This window comes from uncultured Erythrobacter sp. (genome assembly GCF_947499705.1).
In the GTDB taxonomy this organism is placed as follows: domain Bacteria; phylum Pseudomonadota; class Alphaproteobacteria; order Sphingomonadales; family Sphingomonadaceae; genus Erythrobacter.
On sequence record NZ_CANMPJ010000001.1, the window covers coordinates 1908022 to 1925033 of the forward strand.

16 protein-coding genes are annotated in these 17012 nt (G+C 60.1%); 8 read left to right on the forward strand and 8 right to left on the reverse strand.

Annotated elements, in window-relative coordinates:
* The first annotated feature begins 43 nt into the window (after positions 1 to 43).
* Together Q0837_RS09175 and Q0837_RS09180 are read left to right on the forward strand one after the other, a co-directional pair.
* Positions 44 to 760 (forward strand): ABC transporter ATP-binding protein, encoded by a 717-nt coding sequence (locus Q0837_RS09175; RefSeq protein WP_298467913.1) that lies wholly within the window; start codon positions 44 to 46, stop codon positions 758 to 760.
* 17 nt (positions 761 to 777) lie between these two features.
* Positions 778 to 3306, forward strand: coding sequence for an FtsX-like permease family protein (locus tag Q0837_RS09180; protein WP_298469869.1), 2529 nt, complete (start codon positions 778 to 780; stop codon positions 3304 to 3306).
* 3 nt (positions 3307 to 3309) lie between these two features.
* Here the strand turns inward: Q0837_RS09180 and Q0837_RS09185 are convergent, their stop codons facing one another.
* Positions 3310 to 4155 (reverse strand): hypothetical protein, encoded by an 846-nt coding sequence (locus tag Q0837_RS09185; RefSeq protein ID WP_298467916.1) that lies wholly within the window; start codon positions 4153 to 4155, stop codon positions 3310 to 3312.
* A gap of 218 nt (positions 4156 to 4373) precedes the next feature.
* A complete protein-coding gene (locus tag Q0837_RS09190) occupies positions 4374 to 6986 on the reverse strand; it encodes a TonB-dependent receptor (protein WP_298467919.1) in 2613 nt (870 codons plus the stop codon).
* A gap of 390 nt (positions 6987 to 7376) precedes the next feature.
* On the opposite strand from Q0837_RS09190, the gene typA reads away from it, so the two are divergent.
* Positions 7377 to 9209: a translational GTPase TypA gene (typA, locus tag Q0837_RS09195; protein WP_298467922.1), complete on the forward strand. Its 1833-nt coding sequence runs from the start codon at positions 7377 to 7379 to the stop codon at positions 9207 to 9209.
* Positions 9210 to 9245: 36 nt separating this feature from the next.
* Here typA and Q0837_RS09200 read toward each other — a convergent pair whose 3' ends face one another.
* From Q0837_RS09200 to Q0837_RS09210, 3 genes are all read right to left on the reverse strand, one after another.
* Positions 9246 to 9536: a DUF3303 family protein gene (locus Q0837_RS09200; protein WP_298467925.1), complete on the reverse strand. Its 291-nt coding sequence runs from the start codon at positions 9534 to 9536 to the stop codon at positions 9246 to 9248.
* A gap of 93 nt (positions 9537 to 9629) precedes the next feature.
* The gene (locus Q0837_RS09205; protein ID WP_298467928.1) at positions 9630 to 10115 is read right to left on the reverse strand and encodes a hypothetical protein; all 486 of its coding nucleotides are present in this window, start codon (positions 10113 to 10115) and stop codon (positions 9630 to 9632) included.
* 60 nt (positions 10116 to 10175) lie between these two features.
* On the reverse strand, positions 10176 to 10514 hold the full coding sequence (locus Q0837_RS09210; RefSeq protein ID WP_298467931.1) for a hypothetical protein: 339 nt from the start codon (positions 10512 to 10514) through the stop codon (positions 10176 to 10178).
* 199 nt (positions 10515 to 10713) lie between these two features.
* Between Q0837_RS09210 and Q0837_RS09215 the strand changes: the two genes are divergently transcribed.
* The 4 genes from Q0837_RS09215 (at position 10714) to Q0837_RS09230 (ending at position 14401) form a co-directional block, all read left to right on the forward strand.
* Entirely contained in the window at positions 10714 to 12279 is a 1566-nt protein-coding gene (locus Q0837_RS09215; protein ID WP_298467934.1) for a winged helix-turn-helix domain-containing protein, read from the forward strand.
* A gap of 485 nt (positions 12280 to 12764) precedes the next feature.
* On the forward strand, positions 12765 to 13166 hold the full coding sequence (locus Q0837_RS09220; RefSeq protein ID WP_298467936.1) for a thioredoxin family protein: 402 nt from the start codon (positions 12765 to 12767) through the stop codon (positions 13164 to 13166).
* A 33-nt stretch (positions 13167 to 13199) separates the two neighbouring features.
* On the forward strand, positions 13200 to 13919 hold the full coding sequence (locus Q0837_RS09225) for a cytochrome c biogenesis CcdA family protein (RefSeq protein WP_298467938.1): 720 nt from the start codon (positions 13200 to 13202) through the stop codon (positions 13917 to 13919).
* A gap of 98 nt (positions 13920 to 14017) precedes the next feature.
* Entirely contained in the window at positions 14018 to 14401 is a 384-nt protein-coding gene (locus tag Q0837_RS09230; RefSeq protein ID WP_298467939.1) for a VOC family protein, read from the forward strand.
* A 147-nt stretch (positions 14402 to 14548) separates the two neighbouring features.
* Here the strand turns inward: Q0837_RS09230 and Q0837_RS09235 are convergent, their stop codons facing one another.
* Positions 14549 to 14740: a hypothetical protein gene (locus tag Q0837_RS09235; protein ID WP_298469918.1), complete on the reverse strand. Its 192-nt coding sequence runs from the start codon at positions 14738 to 14740 to the stop codon at positions 14549 to 14551.
* Here Q0837_RS09235 and Q0837_RS09240 point away from each other — a divergent pair.
* Entirely contained in the window at positions 14739 to 15272 is a 534-nt protein-coding gene (locus Q0837_RS09240; protein ID WP_366519696.1) for an extensin family protein, read from the forward strand. The two genes, Q0837_RS09235 and Q0837_RS09240, sit on opposite strands and share 2 nt — an antisense overlap.
* Positions 15273 to 15398: 126 nt before the next feature.
* On the opposite strand, the gene Q0837_RS09245 is transcribed toward Q0837_RS09240, so the two are convergent.
* Positions 15399 to 15938 (reverse strand): LuxR C-terminal-related transcriptional regulator, encoded by a 540-nt coding sequence (locus Q0837_RS09245; RefSeq protein ID WP_366519697.1) that lies wholly within the window; start codon positions 15936 to 15938, stop codon positions 15399 to 15401.
* Between the two features lie 274 nt (positions 15939 to 16212).
* Positions 16213 to 16956, reverse strand: a complete 744-nt coding sequence (locus Q0837_RS09250; protein WP_298467946.1) for a proteasome-type protease — start codon at positions 16954 to 16956, stop codon at positions 16213 to 16215.
* Between the last annotated feature and the right edge of the window lie 56 nt (positions 16957 to 17012).

Genomic DNA, 17012 nt, shown 5'->3' on the forward strand with positions numbered 1-17012 from the left:
TGGGTATCTTGATTGCAACCCACCTCTATCCCATCTGGTGCCAGTGACAAATCATTCTCCTGCCATATCCGCCCGCAATCTGACGCTAACCCTTGGTAGCGCCGATGCACCTGTCGACATCCTGCGTGGGATCGACCTCGACATCGAACAGGGTGAGGTCGTCGCGCTGCTCGGCCCATCCGGTTCGGGCAAAAGCTCGCTGATGGCTGTGCTATCGGGGCTGGAGCGCGCCACGGGCGGCACGCTTACCGTCGCCGGGCAGGATTTCACCAATCTCAACGAGGATGGCCTGGCGGCCGCACGGCGCGGACGGATCGGGATCGTGCTGCAGGCCTTCCACCTGCTGCCGACCATGACCGCCGCCGAGAATGTCGCGACACCGATGGAGCTTGCCGGAGCGGACGACGCCACTCCGCGTTCGATTGCCGAGCTGGAAGCCGTCGGGCTTGGCCATCGCACCGGCCACTATCCCACCCAGCTTTCGGGCGGCGAACAGCAACGCGTTGCCATCGCCCGCGCCACAGCGCCGCGCCCTGCCCTGATCTTTGCCGACGAGCCGACCGGCAACCTCGATGTTCACACTGGCGAGGAAATCGTGGAGCTCCTGTTCGCCCGCCGCGCTGAGACCGGCGCGACCCTGCTGATCATCACCCACGATCCCGGTCTTGCCGAACAGTGCGAGCGCGTGCTGACGATGGCGGATGGCGTGATCGTCTCGGACACCAAGACAGCGACACCAGCCACAGAGGCAGCCGAGTGAGCGCAGACGCACCAAGCATGGGCGGCCTTTCCTGGGGCGCGGCGTGGAAAATCGCGCGGCGTGACCTCAACGCCCGTTTTCGCGGGCTGCGGTTGCTGCTGGTGTGCATATTCCTTGGCACAGGGGCATTGGCGGCCATTGGCACCCTGACCTCCGCCATTGAACGCGAGATAGCGTCCAGCGGGCAGGAACTGCTCGGCGGCGATCTCGAAGTCGAAGTGTGGCAGCGCGACCTCAACGAGGACGAAAAGGCTGCGCTTGCCGAATATGGCGAAATTTCCGGCGGTACGCGCCTTCAAGCGATGGCTAGCACAGACAACGCCGCCGCGCCGGTTGAACTCAAGGCCATCGACGAGAAATGGCCGCTCTATGGCACTCTGACGCTGGCCGACGGGACTGAAGCAGCCGCGCCAACGGGCTCCGACGCATGGCTTGCCCAAGGCGCGATTGACCGGCTCGATATCGAAGTCGGCGATACTTTCACTGTCGGCACGGTCACGCTGACTGCCGCCGGGATCATCGGCAACGAGCCCGACCGACTGTCCGAAGGTTTCCAGCTCGGTCCGACCGTGCTCGTCGCCGAAGATGTGCCGATGCGCGCCGGACTGATCCAGCCGGGTTCGCTCTATCAGAGCAAGTACCGCGTCGCGTTTGACCAGACCTCGCAAGACCCCGAAGTGGTCGAAGAGGCACTAACCGATGCCTTCCCCAATGCCGGATTCGACTTCCGCGACCGTGACCGTGCCTCACCCGGTGCCGACCGGTTTGTGCGGCAGATGAGCGATTTTCTTACGTTGGTCGGACTCGCCGCTTTGGTGATCGCCGGGATCGGGATCGCGGGCGGAGTCTCGTCCTATCTCGATGCACGCCGCAATGGCATCGCTACGCTCAAGGTCCTCGGCGCTTCGTCGCGCGATATTGTGCGCATCTATGCCCTGCAGATCGCCGTTGCGGCCTTGATCGGCAGCGCAGCGGGTCTTGCTGTCGGTATCCTTATCACGCCCGTTCTGGGGGCCGCTCTGGAGGGTCTGCTGCCGGTCGAGAGCGGTTTCGTGATCGAGCCTGCCCCGTTGATGCTTGCGGGTGCCTACGGCCTGCTTGTGGCGTTCGCGTTCGCCGCCGCGCCATTGCTGCGCGCGCGTTCCTTCCCGGCGATGGCGCTGATGCGCTCACGGATCGTTCCTCTCGCTCGCGACAAGCGAGCGCTGGCTTGGACCGCTGCAGGGATCGTGGCGATTTGTGCGTTGGCGCTGCTCACCACGGCGCAGCCGCTTCTGTCAGGCGGTTTCCTGATCGGTGCCGGGGCTGCGCTGATCGCGCTTGCTGGGCTTGGGCTGCTGATCCAGTTCATTGCCCGCCGCATCCCGCGCCCTTCGAACCCGTTGCTACGTTCCGCTCTGTCCAACATCCACCGGCCCGGCGCGCCGACTGGCTCGCTGGTCACCGCGCTTGGTTTCGGCCTTGCCGCTTTCGTGCTGCTCGCCGCGATCCAGAGCGCGCTCGACGGCAACATCCAAAGCCGCGTCCCGGCAGAAGCACCCGACTATTTCGTGCTCGACGTGCCCCGCGATGGCGAAGACACCTTTACCGGCCTGATCGAACAACGCTTCCCAGAGGCTAATGTGCGCGCCGTACCGACCCTGCGCGGCGCCGTGCTCGCTTACGGCCCAGAAGGCGACATGATCCGCGTCGCAGACTTGGAAGAGCTTCCCGACGGCGCGTGGGCGCTGCGCGGTGAACGCGGGCTCACCTACGCCGACGAGCTCCCAATCGGAAACAGCCTGACCGATGGCGAATGGTGGGATGAAGAAAGCGGGGCCGAGTCTCTCGTTTCAATCGATTCCGAGTTCGCCGATGCCGTGGGCCTCGAGGTCGGCGACTATCTGACAATCGGCATTCTCGGCGTCGAACGAACCGCGCGGATCGCCAATATCCGTGTGATCGATTGGGAGAGCATGGGCTTCAACTTCACGCTCGTCTTCTCGCGCGGGGCGCTTGAGGATACGCCGCATAACCTTTCCGCCATGGTCGAACTGCCCGACAATCCCGACACCGAAGCCCGCGGCGAGTTGCTGCGTGCGCTGGTGCAGGAATTCCCCTCCAGCTCGGTCATCGAGGTAGGCGACGTGCTCAAGCAGGCGCGCACAATTCTTGAGCAAGTGGGCCTCGCTACGCTTGCTGCTGCGGCCGTGGCAGTTCTGGCGGGCCTCGCCGTCCTTATGGGTGCGATCGCCGCCGCTCGTGCTGCCCGGATGTACGACACCGTCGTGCTGCGCGTGCTTGGCGCAAGCCGGCGTCAGATCCTGATGATGCAGCTTGCCGAATATGGACTGATCGCGCTGGCTCTCGCTCTGGTCGCACTCGGCCTCGGCTCAGCGCTCGGCTGGGTGATCATCACGCAGCTGTTCGAATTCGACTGGCTGCCCGACTGGGGCGAAGTTCTTGCCGTGCTCGGCCTGGGCCTCGCTATGGTGCTCGCATTCGCGCTGGGCGGCTCGCTCCCGTTACTAAGAGCAAAGCCAGCCCAGGCGCTGCGCGAACTCTAAGCCTTATTCGAAGGTCTCGCTGAGGTCTTCGACATGGGTGTCGCTGATCTCGGCATGCAACGATGCGATCATCGACGAGCTCACCAGAGTGAACCCGATGAAAATCGCGATCATGATCAGGAAACCGAACACCATCGTCAGCACGCCGGGCTCGCCCCCTGCTCCCATCATACCCCCTAGCAGAGCGAATGGGATCCCGATGGCGATCAACGCGAGTACCGTAAACCCGACATAGATCAGGAAAATCCCCAAGACGTTGCCCCGGGTGGTCGCCCAAGTCTGGGTTATCGCCTTGATTGGGTTGAACACGCGGTCGACCACAATCACCGGCACCAGCACCGACATCCGGCAGGCGAGATAGATCGCGACCGGCAGGATCAGGATCGCGAGAATAACCGCGCCCGCTTCGCCCAAAATTGCCGCGAGGCCCGCCCCGAGAAGCAGCACGACGACATAGGCAATCATCAGCAGTACGATGACACCCAGAAAGCTGAGGCCGCCCTTGAGCCCTAGCGTGAAGGCTTCACCGAAGGTCACATTCTGGATTGGCGATGCCATGGCGATCATGGCCCCCTGCTGGCCGAGCGCGATGGCGATATAGCCGATGTAAAACACGACCATCATCAGGATAAAGCCAATGCCCATGCCGCCCAATGCGGCAGGATTGTCGAGCGAACCGCTGAATGCTGCCCCCATCGCCACGGCGGAGCCGCCAAGCACACCGCCAAAAACCATCGCGTAAAGGAGTAGTGCGCCAAAGAAAGTCGCCCACAGACCCAGCATGGGTCCCCAGCGTTCCTTCACCATGGCGAAGGTGTTCGAAAAGACCCGGCCGATATCAAAGCTCATGATTGCCCCCGTTTGATCCCCTGCGCGGCGCTAGAGCCAGTCCCTTTGCCCCGCAAACGGGTCAAACCTGCACATCGACGCGCAAAGGGCAATCGCAAAGCGCCGAACCGTGCCGTCAGAGCACAATTTGTCCCCCATCAACCACCAACAGCGGGCAAACGAAAAGGGCCCCGCCATGATGGCGAGGCCCCTTTGTTAGGCTGTTGATCGTTTGAGGATCAGAACTTGAAGCGAACAACGCCGCCATAAGTGCGCGGCTGGTTCGGATAACCCGAAACCGTACCGGCCTGTGCAACGCCATCAAAGACGGTCGTGATGAACTGATCATCAAGCAGGTTACGCGCAAATGCACCGACTTCGAACCCGTTGTTGAGCGCCAGTGTCATCGACGCATTCACCAGATTGACTTCGCGGTCGAAAATCTGGGTGTTGCCAAGCGCCGCATTGAAAGTTGGCAGACCGTTATTGATCGGCGTGTTGCTTTCATGATTGTAGTCCACGCGGGTGATGAGGCGCGTGCCGCTGTCCCATTCATGCGTGTAGGTGGCGCTGGTCGCAATCGCGATTTCCGGGATTCCAGCCGGGCGAACACCCGACAGATCGCCCAGAACACTGCCGGGGAAATCGTCGAACAATGGATCGAGATAAGTCAACGCAAACGTCAGGACGAGGCCGTCCGTCGGGTTGATCGTCGAATCGAACTCAAAGCCTGTGACCGACTGACTACCGGCATTTTGCAGGGCAAAGCCGGTGCCGGTGAAAGCGAGGCTCTGGAAACCATCGATCGTCTGGTCGAACACCGCGATGTTGAAACCGACGCCATCGAACTGTGCCTTCAGACCGATTTCATAGACTTCGGCCTCTTCAGGTCCGGCAAAACGCGAGCCTGAACTCAGGTTCGGAAGGGCCAAACCGGCGTCCAGGATAGGCGACGATGGAGCCGCGAAAGTCGACCCGCCTGGTCCAGCAACGAAGTCTGCACTCGATGGACGACTGTCACGCGACAGGTTTACAGAGCTTGCCTTGAAGCCGGTCGCATAGCTTGCATAGACATTCACATCAGGTGTGACCTCCCATGCAGCACGCAACAGGTAAGTCAGCTCATCGTCATTCGTCCGGCCATCTTCGACAGAGTTCGGAATGGTGAGGAATGGCGGCTGGAACTGGAAGCCTCCAAGCGGCAGGAGCTGGTTCACTGCTGGATTGGTTGCTGCTGCGAGCAATCCAGCCTGCACAGCTGCTGGCAAAGCCTGGAACTGGTCGCGAGTTGTCACGAGTGGCAGGTTCGGATCAGCCGCGGTTGCGCCGGTGATGAAGGCATCGACAAAGTTGACTTGCGCCAGCGGATCGAACGACGTCTGGCTGAGTGCGAAGTCCTTCGAATCGTCGGTGTAGTTAAACCCGGCAGTGACTACGAAGCCATCGAACGCTTCGAAATCGACCGTACCGAAGATTGAGTAGGAGGTGTTCTCCATCTCGAACACTTCCTGCGTCAGCAGCGGCGTGTTGAAAATGCTTTCCTGCGGGAAGCCAAAGCTTTGCTCAAGTCCGTTGAACAGGGTCGGCTGACCAGTAAGCACCGCGACAGGATCGGCACCAGCGAGAATTTCGAAGAAATCCCGGATCTGCGTACCGTTCTGGATCGCGCTGTCCTGCCGGATGGACTCATCGAAGTAGTAGCCGCCAAGCAGGAAGTTGATCGGGCCATCAAAGTCCGAAGCAATGCGGAATTCCTGCGTAAAAGTCTTTACTTCCTGATCGCGCGTTTCCGTCGCGATGCTCGCGCTTGTGTAATCGATATCCGACAGGAAGAAGTTCTTCAGCTCGCGATACGCGGTAATCGATGTGATGCTGATTGGACCAAGGTTCCAATCGGCCTGGATCGAACCGCCGTAATTGTCGACTTCGTTGGTCGGGACAAAGTTCAGGAACGCATCGTAGTCGAAGAACTCGTTTGGCGCACCGATCTGGCCGCCGACAGCAAGGATACCTGGTACAGTCGGACCCTGGACAAGCGTGCCGACCTGGCAGCACACTTCATCAATGCGCGAATAGTCGGCAATTGCGCGGATTTTGAAGTCCGGACTTGGCTCGATGAGCAATTGGCCGCGAGCCGACCAACGATTGCGGTTATTCTGCTCTTCATCGAGATTAACGATGGTGGAATAGCCGTCACGGCGCTGATAATTGCCGTCGATCGAGAACGCGATGTTCTCAGAGATAGGCCCGGTGATGTCACCCTTCAGGACGACCGTGTTGAAGTTGCCGTAAACAGCTTCGACGCTGCCGCCGAATTCAAACTGCGGCTCACGCGTGACGACCGAGATAACACCGGCAGATGCGTTCTTACCAAACAGAGTTGATTGCGGGCCGTTCAGGACTTCGATGCGCTGCACGTTGGGCAAATCGCCCAGTGCCGCAGCAGAGCGCGAACGGAACACGCCGTCAATGAAGACGCCAACCGAAGGCTCGATCCCGAAGTTGTTATCGCCGTTACCGAAGCCGCGAATGATGAAGGTTGATGCAGACGAGGTTTGCAGCTGGCTGACGCGCAGCGACGGGGTGACCGTCTGCAAGTCGAGCACGTCGCGGATTTGTGCGTTCTGAAGCGTTTCACCGCTGGTCACAGAGACCGAAATCGGCGTTTCCTGCAGCGTTGTTTCGCGCTTCGACGCGGTGACGATAATGACGTTGCTGCTTTCGGGCGCCTCAACCTCAGGATCTCCATCCTGGGCGAAAGCGACACTTGGCGCAGTAAAGGCAATGGCCGTTGCACCTGCAAGCAGGGTGAATCGGTACGACCCGGCAAAGCCGGCTTTATTAGAAAGCATGGAAGCTCCTCTCCTCAATCCCTCGATCCGAAGCATCCTGGAACAGGCCGTATCCCCAGATACGTTCTACCCCGGCCGATTAGCGATAGTAATAGGCTAGCGCCCTCTATGCGACAAGTTGCAAACCCGCAGAAAGCCGGGGGGAATCGCCCTGTGTTGCATGTCCGTAACACCCATGAGTCACTTTGCTGCAACGCGGCATAGCAGCAACAACGCTTGCCGTAGCGAAAGCTCTGCGCTAACCGCGCGCCAATGCTGCAATGCAGCAAGTTCGCTCGGTCGAGAAATCGCCCCACCGACTTGCCGTTTCACGCAACTCTTCTATGCGCTCACTCGCATCTATTTACCCTATTCCGGCCCGAATGCGGCTGGCCAAGCGAAAGTTCCGTCATGTCCTCCTCTTTGCGCAATGTCGCGATTATTGCCCACGTTGACCACGGCAAGACCACGCTGGTTGACCAGCTGTTCCGCCAATCGGGCACCTTCCGAGAGAACCAGCGGATCGAAGAGCGCGCCATGGACAGCGGCGATCTGGAGAAAGAGCGCGGGATCACGATCCTTGCCAAATGCACCAGCGTCGAATGGGAACACGAAGGCGAAACCACCCGTATCAACATCGTCGACACCCCAGGTCACGCCGACTTCGGCGCCGAGGTGGAACGTATCCTCAGCATGGTCGACGGTGTCATCCTGCTGGTCGACAGCGCCGAAGGCGCGATGCCGCAGACCAAGTTCGTGACCGGCAAGGCGCTGGCGCTCGGCCTCAAGCCGATTGTCGTCGTCAACAAGATCGATCGTCCCGATGGCCGCCCGCAGGAAGTGCTCGACGAAGTGTTCGATCTGTTCGCCTCGCTCGATGCGACCGACGAACAGCTCGATTTCCCTTCACTCTGGGCTTCGGGCCGCGACGGCTATGCCAGCGACGACGAAACCGCGCGCGAAGGCACGCTGGAGCCGCTATTCAAGCTGATCACAAGCCACGTCCCTGCCCCCGGCCTCGACACGTCCGGCAAGTTCAGCTTCCTCGCCACACTGCTCGACCGCGACAATTTCATGGGCCGCGTTCTGACCGGACGCGTCCAGTCGGGCACGATCAACGTCAACGATCCGATCCACGCGATCGATATGGACGGCAAAGTGGTCGAAGTCGGCCGCGCGACCAAGCTGATGAGCTTTGACGGGCTGGAGCGTGTCCCGGTTGAAACCGCACAGGCGGGTGACATCATCGCGCTGGCGGGTCTGGAAAAGGCGACCGTTGCCAACACGATCTGCGACCCGTCTGTCACCGAACCAATTGCCGCGCAGCCGATTGACCCGCCCACGCTCGCAATGCGCTTTTCAGTCAACGATTCCCCGCTCGCCGGACGCGAAGGCAGCAAAGTCACCAGTCGCATGATCCGCGACCGCTTGCTGCGCGAAGCGGAAACCAACGTGGCGATCCGGATTACCGAAAGCGTCGACAAGGACAGCTTTGAAGTCGCAGGTCGCGGCGAATTGCAACTCGGCGTTCTGATCGAGACAATGCGCCGCGAAGGGTTTGAACTCGGCATCAGCCGCCCGAAAGTGCTGTTCCGCGAAGAAGACGGCCAGCGCATGGAGCCGTATGAAACCGTCGTCATCGACGTGGACGATGAGCACTCCGGCACCGTCGTCGAGAAGATGCAGAAGCGCAAAGCCGACCTCAACGAAATGCGCCCATCGGGCCAGGGCAAGACCCGCATCACCTTCTCCGCTCCTTCACGCGGGCTGATCGGCTATCACGGCGAATTCCTGTCCGACACGCGCGGCACCGGGATCATGAACCGCCTGTTCGAGAAATACGGCCCGTACAAAGGCGCCGTCGGCGGCCGGAACAACGGCGTGTTGATCTCCAACGGCGATGGCGAGTCCAACGCTTATGCGCTCAACATGCTCGAAGAACGCGGCGAAATGTTCGTTGGTCCGACCATGAAGGTCTATGAAGGCATGATAATCGGCGAGAACGCCAAGCCAGACGATCTCGAAGTGAACCCGATGAAGGCCAAACAGCTTTCCAACGTGCGTTCCACTGGCAAGGACGACGCGATCCGCCTGACCCCGCCCCGCCGGATGAGCCTAGAGCAGTCGATCGCCTATATCGACGACGATGAAATGGTCGAAGTAACCCCGCAGAGCATCCGCCTGCGCAAGGCCCTGCTGTGCCCGCATGAGCGGAAGAAGGCGAAACGCAAGAAGGAGGGGTGAGCGCCTCGCCCCAGCGCGTTGCCTCCACGCTCAGCCTCAGCTCTGGAGCGTGGCTCCGATTGCCTTGATTTCGCTATCGCCGACCACTGGCGTCAGCGTTATGTCCATCGTCGTCGCCCAGGCCATGGCCCACCGGGCGACCGTGGCGGGATCATCGCATTCGAAGATCGCAACGCCGGTGCGGCCATCCAGACCATGCCAGCGGCCGATCAGGTTGAGCTGGTCCCCGCCATCGCCCGCTTCATCACCCGCAGGCATCTTGGCAAAGGCCAGTAGATTGCTGTGACGGTAATCGGCATGCGTGACGTAGTGGCTCATGAACAGCATGGGATGTCCTTTGGCAAAGGGGTTCTGTGAACAGCGGCGATCTGAATAGAAAAATGGGGCGGCTCACACGCAGCCGCCCCATTTGAATGTCCGTCAATTGTACCACTGCCCCGTGCCGGTGCCGGCACCGCCGACGGTGCGATTGGTGAAGGTTCCGCGCCGCCCGACATAGCTCCCGCTCTTGCCGTACAGCCCGCCGACACAGCTGAAATCTTCTCGCGCCGCATCGAGGATGGTGCACCCCATGGTCGCCGAATAGGTGCCATCGCTGTCGGTCGCATCGCAAAGCATGTGCATGTCGAACAGCTTGCCATGCGGCGGCTGAGTCATGCTGACGCAGGTGTAATTGGCAGACTTCTTCGATCCGTCGGCAAAGGCGGTCTCGATAGTCCCGGTCACGAACGTTCCCACATAAGGGTTCGGCCCGGTTCCATCGCTGCCGACTACGGTCTGCGCGGTCGCCTGCGATTGGAAGATGAAGGTCTCCGCCGCCGGCTGTGCATGGGCTGTAGAGAGGCCTGCGCCAGCGGCAGCTATGGCGATTGCGATGGCAAGTGGGCGTGATTGGAAGTGTGTCATTGTCTTATTCCCCTGTCTGGATGGATTATCGCGAAAATTTGTGCGTCTGGACGGGCCGGATCAGCGCGCAGCGATGGCGGCACGCGACTGCGAAACGGGCTTGCCATGCATTGCGATCAGCGCCGGACGCCCTGTGGCGGCGACAGCCTTGGTCAGCAGCGATTCACGACATTCGCTGCGTGCCTTGCGACCGAAGACCGATGAGACAACCGCGTTTCCAGACCGGCACGCGCGGCGCACTTCACCGCGCAGTTCGCGATAGTTTTGCTCGGTCGACGCATTCGCATCGTAAGTGAAGGCAACCGACACTTCCTGCGCGGTGTCCTGAGCGGAAACGGGCGCGGCGAGAACAGCCAGGGTTCCGGCGGCGATGGCGGCAGATTTCAGAAACATATTCATGGTGAGAACTCCGATGTGAACCAACAGCGGGTCGTGCTGCGATCACTGTTGTGCGCAGAGACGCGGATCGAAGTCCTGTGGGGCACCTTGGGAAGTTCTTAGGTTTTTCTGATGCCCCGTTTTCCGTAACGGAAATAAGTGTATAGGTAAGAAAACAACAATCCGGATCGCGCTCAATCACCGCCAAAGGACTTCCACTTTGCAGCAGAGACGCGTCGGCAATGCCCGGGTGAACTTCAGCAGCCTCATTATCGAAGGCGATGCCGGGCGCTATTCGATGGAGCCGAAGGTTCTCGAAGTGCTCGACGCGCTGATCGAGAGTCACGGCGAAGTCGTCAGCCGGGACAATCTGATCGACCGGGTGTGGGGCGTCGATTTCGGCGGGGATGAGAGGTTGTCGCGCGCGATCTCGCTGTTGCGCAAGGCGCTGGGCGACCGGCGCGGCGATCACCAGCATATCGAGACAATATCCAAGCGCGGTTACCGCCTGATCGCGCCCGTCGATGATATTGCACCTTCAGGCGCCAGACCGACGCCGACACTCGACAACAAGTTGGCGATACTGCCCTTCGCCAATATCGGCGGCGATCCTGACAGTGCCTTTCTGGCCGAGGGGCTGTGCCTTGACCTGACCAACCTGCTGTCGCGTGTCCCCGAACAAAAGGTCGCCCCGCACAGCTCCGCGATCCAGTATCGGGAAAGCGAGCTTTCGGTGGTGAACATCGCGGGCGAACTGGGTGCGCGCTATGTGGTCAGCGGGGCGTTCCAGCGCAGCGACCGCGACATTCGCCTGCGCATCCAGCTGACCGATGCGGTGAGTGGCGATATCATCTGGTCAAACAAATACGACACAAGGCTCGATGCCTTCTTCGAGCTTCAGGATGACATCATCCGCTCGATCGCGACAACGATCAACAGCGAGCTGAGCGCTTCGGCGTTCAAAACGGTTCTTGATCGGCCTGACTTCAATCTTTCGGTCTATGAACATATTCAAGCGGCCGAGGCCGAGCGCTGGACTTACAACCGGGCGGCAGCCGAGCGGATCGTGGCGCATCTGAGGGCCGCGCTCGCAATCAAACACGACAATGTGATGGCCCTTGCCGGGTTGATCGGGCAACTGTCTCAAAACCTCGTAAGCCGATGGACAGATGACCCGGCGGCGACGGTCGCGGAAATCCAGCAACATCTGAAAAAAGCTCAGGCGATCGATCCCAACCATCCCGAAATTCTTTTGGCGGCGGGGATATGGGCCACCATGTCGGGTCGCCCTGACAATGCCGTACCCTATCTGGAGCGGGCAGCGGAGATAGACCCCAACAATCCGCATACACGGGCGCTCCTCGGCTGGCAGCGCTGCGCGCTCAACAAGGATACTGCATCGATCGACCTTATCCGGTCGGCGGAACGGGACGCACCGCATCACCCCCGCTTTGCGATCTGGGCCCACTACCGAGGCAATGCCGAATGTACGGTCAGCAATTTCGAGGCATCATTGGCGGCTTTTGAGGAAAGCAGGATACGCAACCCCAACTATTTCCTCAATCTCATCCTGCGCGCGCATCCCCTTGTTATGATGGGGTGCATGGATGAAGCCACCACAGCAATTCAAGAGGGGCTCAAGCTTGAGCCCGGCTATACGTTCGATCAGGCTGTGGCGAGGATCGAGCTGCATGCTTTTTGGCTGCCGCAGGGCTACACTACGGACAAGTTCATCGCCCTTTTGCGCCGAGCGTGGCCGGAACCAGCGGATGCGGCGGATCGATAATCTGGCATTGGGCCGAGAAGGTATGGGCCTTGTGATAATCTGGCAGAAGTTCGGATGGCCTACGATGGCTAAGCCCCATTCCGGAACCGACGGTTCCAGCCGTCAATTTACGGTGGTTTAGCGCAGCGGGCGTCCGAGGCTGAACGCGACGGACCACGATCCGCACGCGCCGTCCCCGTTTTCCTACTTCCCCTGCCCCCGCTATCGTCGCATCGGCTCTTTCAATTCGTCGATCCCACCGCTGTTTCAAGTTGGAGAAGTGTCAACTTCGCCTCTCGCGCCAATTCTCGCTTAAAAACAGCGGCCTAACTCAGAAACCAGCCATGAAATCCGCCTGACAGCCTGTCAATTGTGTCAACTTCGCCGCGCCCTGCCCTCACCCTCACAAAAAGCTCACAAAGCCTGTAACCGCCCGCACGTCGTCCGCGAACACTTCATGACTCGTCGGCAGCCTCGCCGATGAACACCATTGGAGTACTAAGTACATGTTTCGCCTCTTCACCCTTATCGCAGCCATCGGCGCGCTTGTTGTCGGCGCCATGCAGCTTTCCGCGCAGTCAAGCGCGTCCGGTTGGCAGACCTATAACGAAGCCGAGTTCGTGATGGCGCAAGGCAAGGGCAAGACCATTGTGGTCGATGTCTATGCCGATTGGTGCCCGACCTGCCGCGCGCAGGCGCCGATCCTCGATGAACTGCGCAAAGAACGCCAGAACGGCAACACGCTGTTCGTGAAGGTTAATTTCGATGACGAGAAAGCGTTTCTGCGCCGCCACCGCGTCCCGCGCCAGTCGACCGTACTGGTGTTCAAGGGCAAGAAGGAAGTCGCCCGTTCGATCGCTCAGACCAACCGTAGCGCCCTGCGTAGCGCGGTGCTGAACGCGCTCTAAGCGCGCTTTCCTCTCGGTCAGGCTAACCCCATCATGCTCGGCAGCATTGCCCTCTCTTTCGTCGCGGGCCTCGTGACGATCCTCAACCCCTGCGTGTTGCCGCTGGTGCCGATACTGGTCGCCTCGGCACTGGGTAAGAGCCGCATCGGCCCGCTGGCGCTGGCTGCCGGGCTGGTGACAAGCTTCACGCTGTTCGGCTTCACGGTGATCGCGTTCGGCTATTCGCTCGGGATCAACGAACAACTGGTGCGGACGCTGGCGGGCGGACTGTTGGCAGTGGCGGGCGTGGTCCTGCTGGTGCCGCAAGCACAGGCGGCGCTGTCGGCGGCGGCGGCTCCGATTGCAAATGCGGGCAACAGGCGGCTCGCGCAGATCAGCGGAGACGGTGCTGGCGGACAATACGCGATTGGCCTGCTGCTCGGGCTGGTCTGGGCTCCGTGTGTCGGGCCGACCTTGGGCGTGGCGATTGCGGCAGCGAGCACGGGCGAGAACCTGCTCAGCAGCTTCGTGATTTTCCTCGTCTTCGGGCTGGGCGTGGCGACCTCGATCCTCGCCTTCGCCTATGGCTCACGCAAGGCGCTGGGTGAACGCCGCACGGTGCTTCAGACGCTGGCGAAGTATGGCAAGCCTCTGTTCGGAGCGGCGTTGCTGGTGGTGGGTCTGATGGTGCTGACTGGATTCGACAAGGTGATCGAGATCGCCCTGCTTGATACGCTGCCACAGGGTCTCATCGAGTTCACAACGCGTTTTTGATCCGCCCACCCCCTTTCCTACCTCCCCTCGATCCGCCACATTTGGTGCTGGGATCGCAACCGGGGGCCGAGTCGTCCCGCGTCATTGGAGGGAAAGTGATGAGCGAAGGACCACGCGTAACCGGATTGGGCGGCATCTTCTATGTCGCCGCAGACCCCGAAGCGACCCGGGCCTGGTATCGCGACATGCTAGGTGTAGACGGAACATACGGCCCGCAATTCGCCTGGGCCGACGATCCGAAAGAAAACCCCTATTCACTGGTCAGCCATTTCGCCGACGACAAGTACATCCAGCCGGGCAAAGGCGGGTTCATGATCAACCTTCGCGTGGTCGATCTCGATGGCTTTTGCGAGCAGCTCAAGGAAAAGGACGTCGAAGTGCTCGACACCGCCGATGAAGGCTATGGCAAATTCGCCTGGATCCTTGACCCTAATGGCGTGAAAATCGAGCTCTGGGAACAAGTCGCCGACGAATTGCCCTGAACGCTGTGCCAAGGCCAAGACGCTGACCGCGCTTTTGGCACGGAATATCCCGTAATGCTGCGGTAAGACTTGGTTAACGCTGAGAGTTCCCGGTCCGTTAACCAAATTCACGCAATAGTCCTTAGGTATGAAACGCCTCAGGAATCTTCAGGTCTTGCCGATCCTCGCCGGTGCGCTTGCGCTGGCCGGTTGCGGCGGCATCATCCCTACCGGGAAAGCACCAAGCTCGGGCACAGCTAGCAGCGCGAGCACTGGCAGCAACACGTCGCGGGTCAGCTTGCCCCCAATCCGGCGAGTGGCGTCGACGCCGCAGCGTGCGGCCATCAGTTCGGGGGACATGCAGTGCATCGCCCAGTTGAACGCCGCCGGTGCGCGCTTCGATCCGATCCCCGACACCTACGCCGCGCCGGGCTGCAACAAGCTGGGAACGGTGCAATTGTCCGCATTGTCAGGCGACCAAGGCCTGTTCGGGATCAGCAATGTCGGTCCGCTGCAATGCAAGACTGCGAACACATTTAGCGCCTGGATCCGGTTCGGCGTTGACCGCGCAGCACGCGAAATCCTCGGCAGCCCGCTCAAGCGGGTTGAGACGATGGGCAGCTACGCCTGCCGCAATGTCGCGGGGACCGAGCGCCGCTCTGCCCATGCCCGCGCAGAGGCAGTCGATGTCTCAGGCTTTGTGCTCGAGGATGGTCGCCGGATCGTGCTCAAATCGGATTGGGATGGCGGAAGCGCGGCAGAGCGCGAATTCCTGCGTGTGGTGCACAAGAGCGCCTGCAAGCGCTTCGGCACGGTTCTCGGCCCGGACTACAATTCGGCGCATGAAGATCACTTCCATCTCGAAGGAACCGGCGCAAAGTTCTGCCGCTAAGCGATTTTCACCACCAACACGTTGGCAAAAAGTCGGCCTCGCCACTGCGCTGGGAATGCGCGATTGACGAGGCCCTTAGTCTTTTGGGTCGCTGGCCAACCGAAGCTGACCGCTTGGACAGGCCGCTTATGCGCGGATCTTTGGCACTGTGTTTTGATCTTCCAGCGCGGCTTCAAGCTTTAGCCGTACCGCCTCGGCAGCGTGCCTAGCGCCGAGCTTATTCATCATGTTGGCACGGTGGATCTCAACCGTCCGCGGGCTGATTTCGAGCTCGCGAGCAATTACCTTGTTGCTGCTACCCTCAGAGAGCCAATCGAGCACTTCTCGCTCCCGCTGTGAAAGACTTGAAATCCGATCACGCGCTTCGATCATCTTGCGGCGTGCTTCTCCAAACTCCTCAGCTTCCTTGGCAATTCTGGTGAGACATCGATTGAACCGATCGGGATCGAGCGGCAGAGAAAGATAGTCGAGTGCCCCAGCTTTTATCGCTTCGACGATCCGCGTTGGACGCGGCTGCGCATCAACTGCGATCAGCGGCAACCAGATACCCAAGCGGGTTAGGCGCTCCAGCGCCGTGGACACTCCACCATCCTCGATCGTGTCGCGAGCGATGATGATTCCTTCTCGCGGCGGGTGCACCGATAATTCCGATAGATCTCCGTACACTTCTGCATGGTGACCTAGTGAGAACCCGACCCTGGCCAATTCGGCGCGATGCCGACTTGAGGAGTCAATGAAGTGAAGCGTTGCTTTGCGTAACATGCTTAACGGATGGACAGAAATTCCCGCGAATACACGTCAGACCTCCCCCGAAACGGAGCAATGTGTCGTTAACTCTTAGGAAAATCCCTGAAAAACCGGGAAAAACTACGGTCCAAAACGAACTTGACTATTGGATCACTCTACGGAGAATCACCCTTCGACCCGTCTCAGCAGAGCGCTATTTGGTCTTAAAGCTATAGTCGGGCAGCGAATGAAACGCGTTGCGCAGCGCTGCGCCCCACCCCGACGAGATTGCATCGAAATACGGATCGTCGTGCGTAACGCGGTGTTCGTGATGCGGTTCGAACTTGTCCTTCTCGATTATGAGCAGATCGAGCGGAAGACCTACGGAGAGATTGGCTTTGAGCGTTGAGTCAAAGGAAACCATCAGCAGTTTGGTCGCGTCTTCAAAGCTCATGTCGCGATCATAGCCGCGAATGATAATCGGGCGGCCATACTTGGTCTCCCCAATCTGAAAGAACGGCGTATCCCAACTGGCTTCGATGAAGTTGCCTTCCGGGTAGATCATGAACAGACGCGGCTCCATGCCTTTGATCTGGCCGGCGACAATGATCGATGCGGTGAAGCGCCCTTTGCCGCGATCACCGTTCGATTTCTGGGCTTCTTCGATGGTCTTGCGCAGCAACCGGCCGATTTCGGTGACGACATTGAACATGGTCTGGCCGTTGAGCAGAGTGGTCTCGCGCTCGTCCGGTTGCTTGGTGCGCTCTTCGAGCTGACTGACGACCGCCTGGGTCGTCGCGAGATTGCCCGCGGTCATCACCGCGATCATGCGCTCACCCGGCACGTTCCAATGGAACATCTTGCGAAACACCGAGATATTGTCGACGCCCGAATTGGTGCGCGTGTCGCTCATCAGGACGAGGCCCTTATCGAGCACCATTCCAACACAGTACGTCATTTCGATTCTCCGCGAACAATTGCGCGTCGGCTAGCGGAGCTTTGCGGATAAGTCTT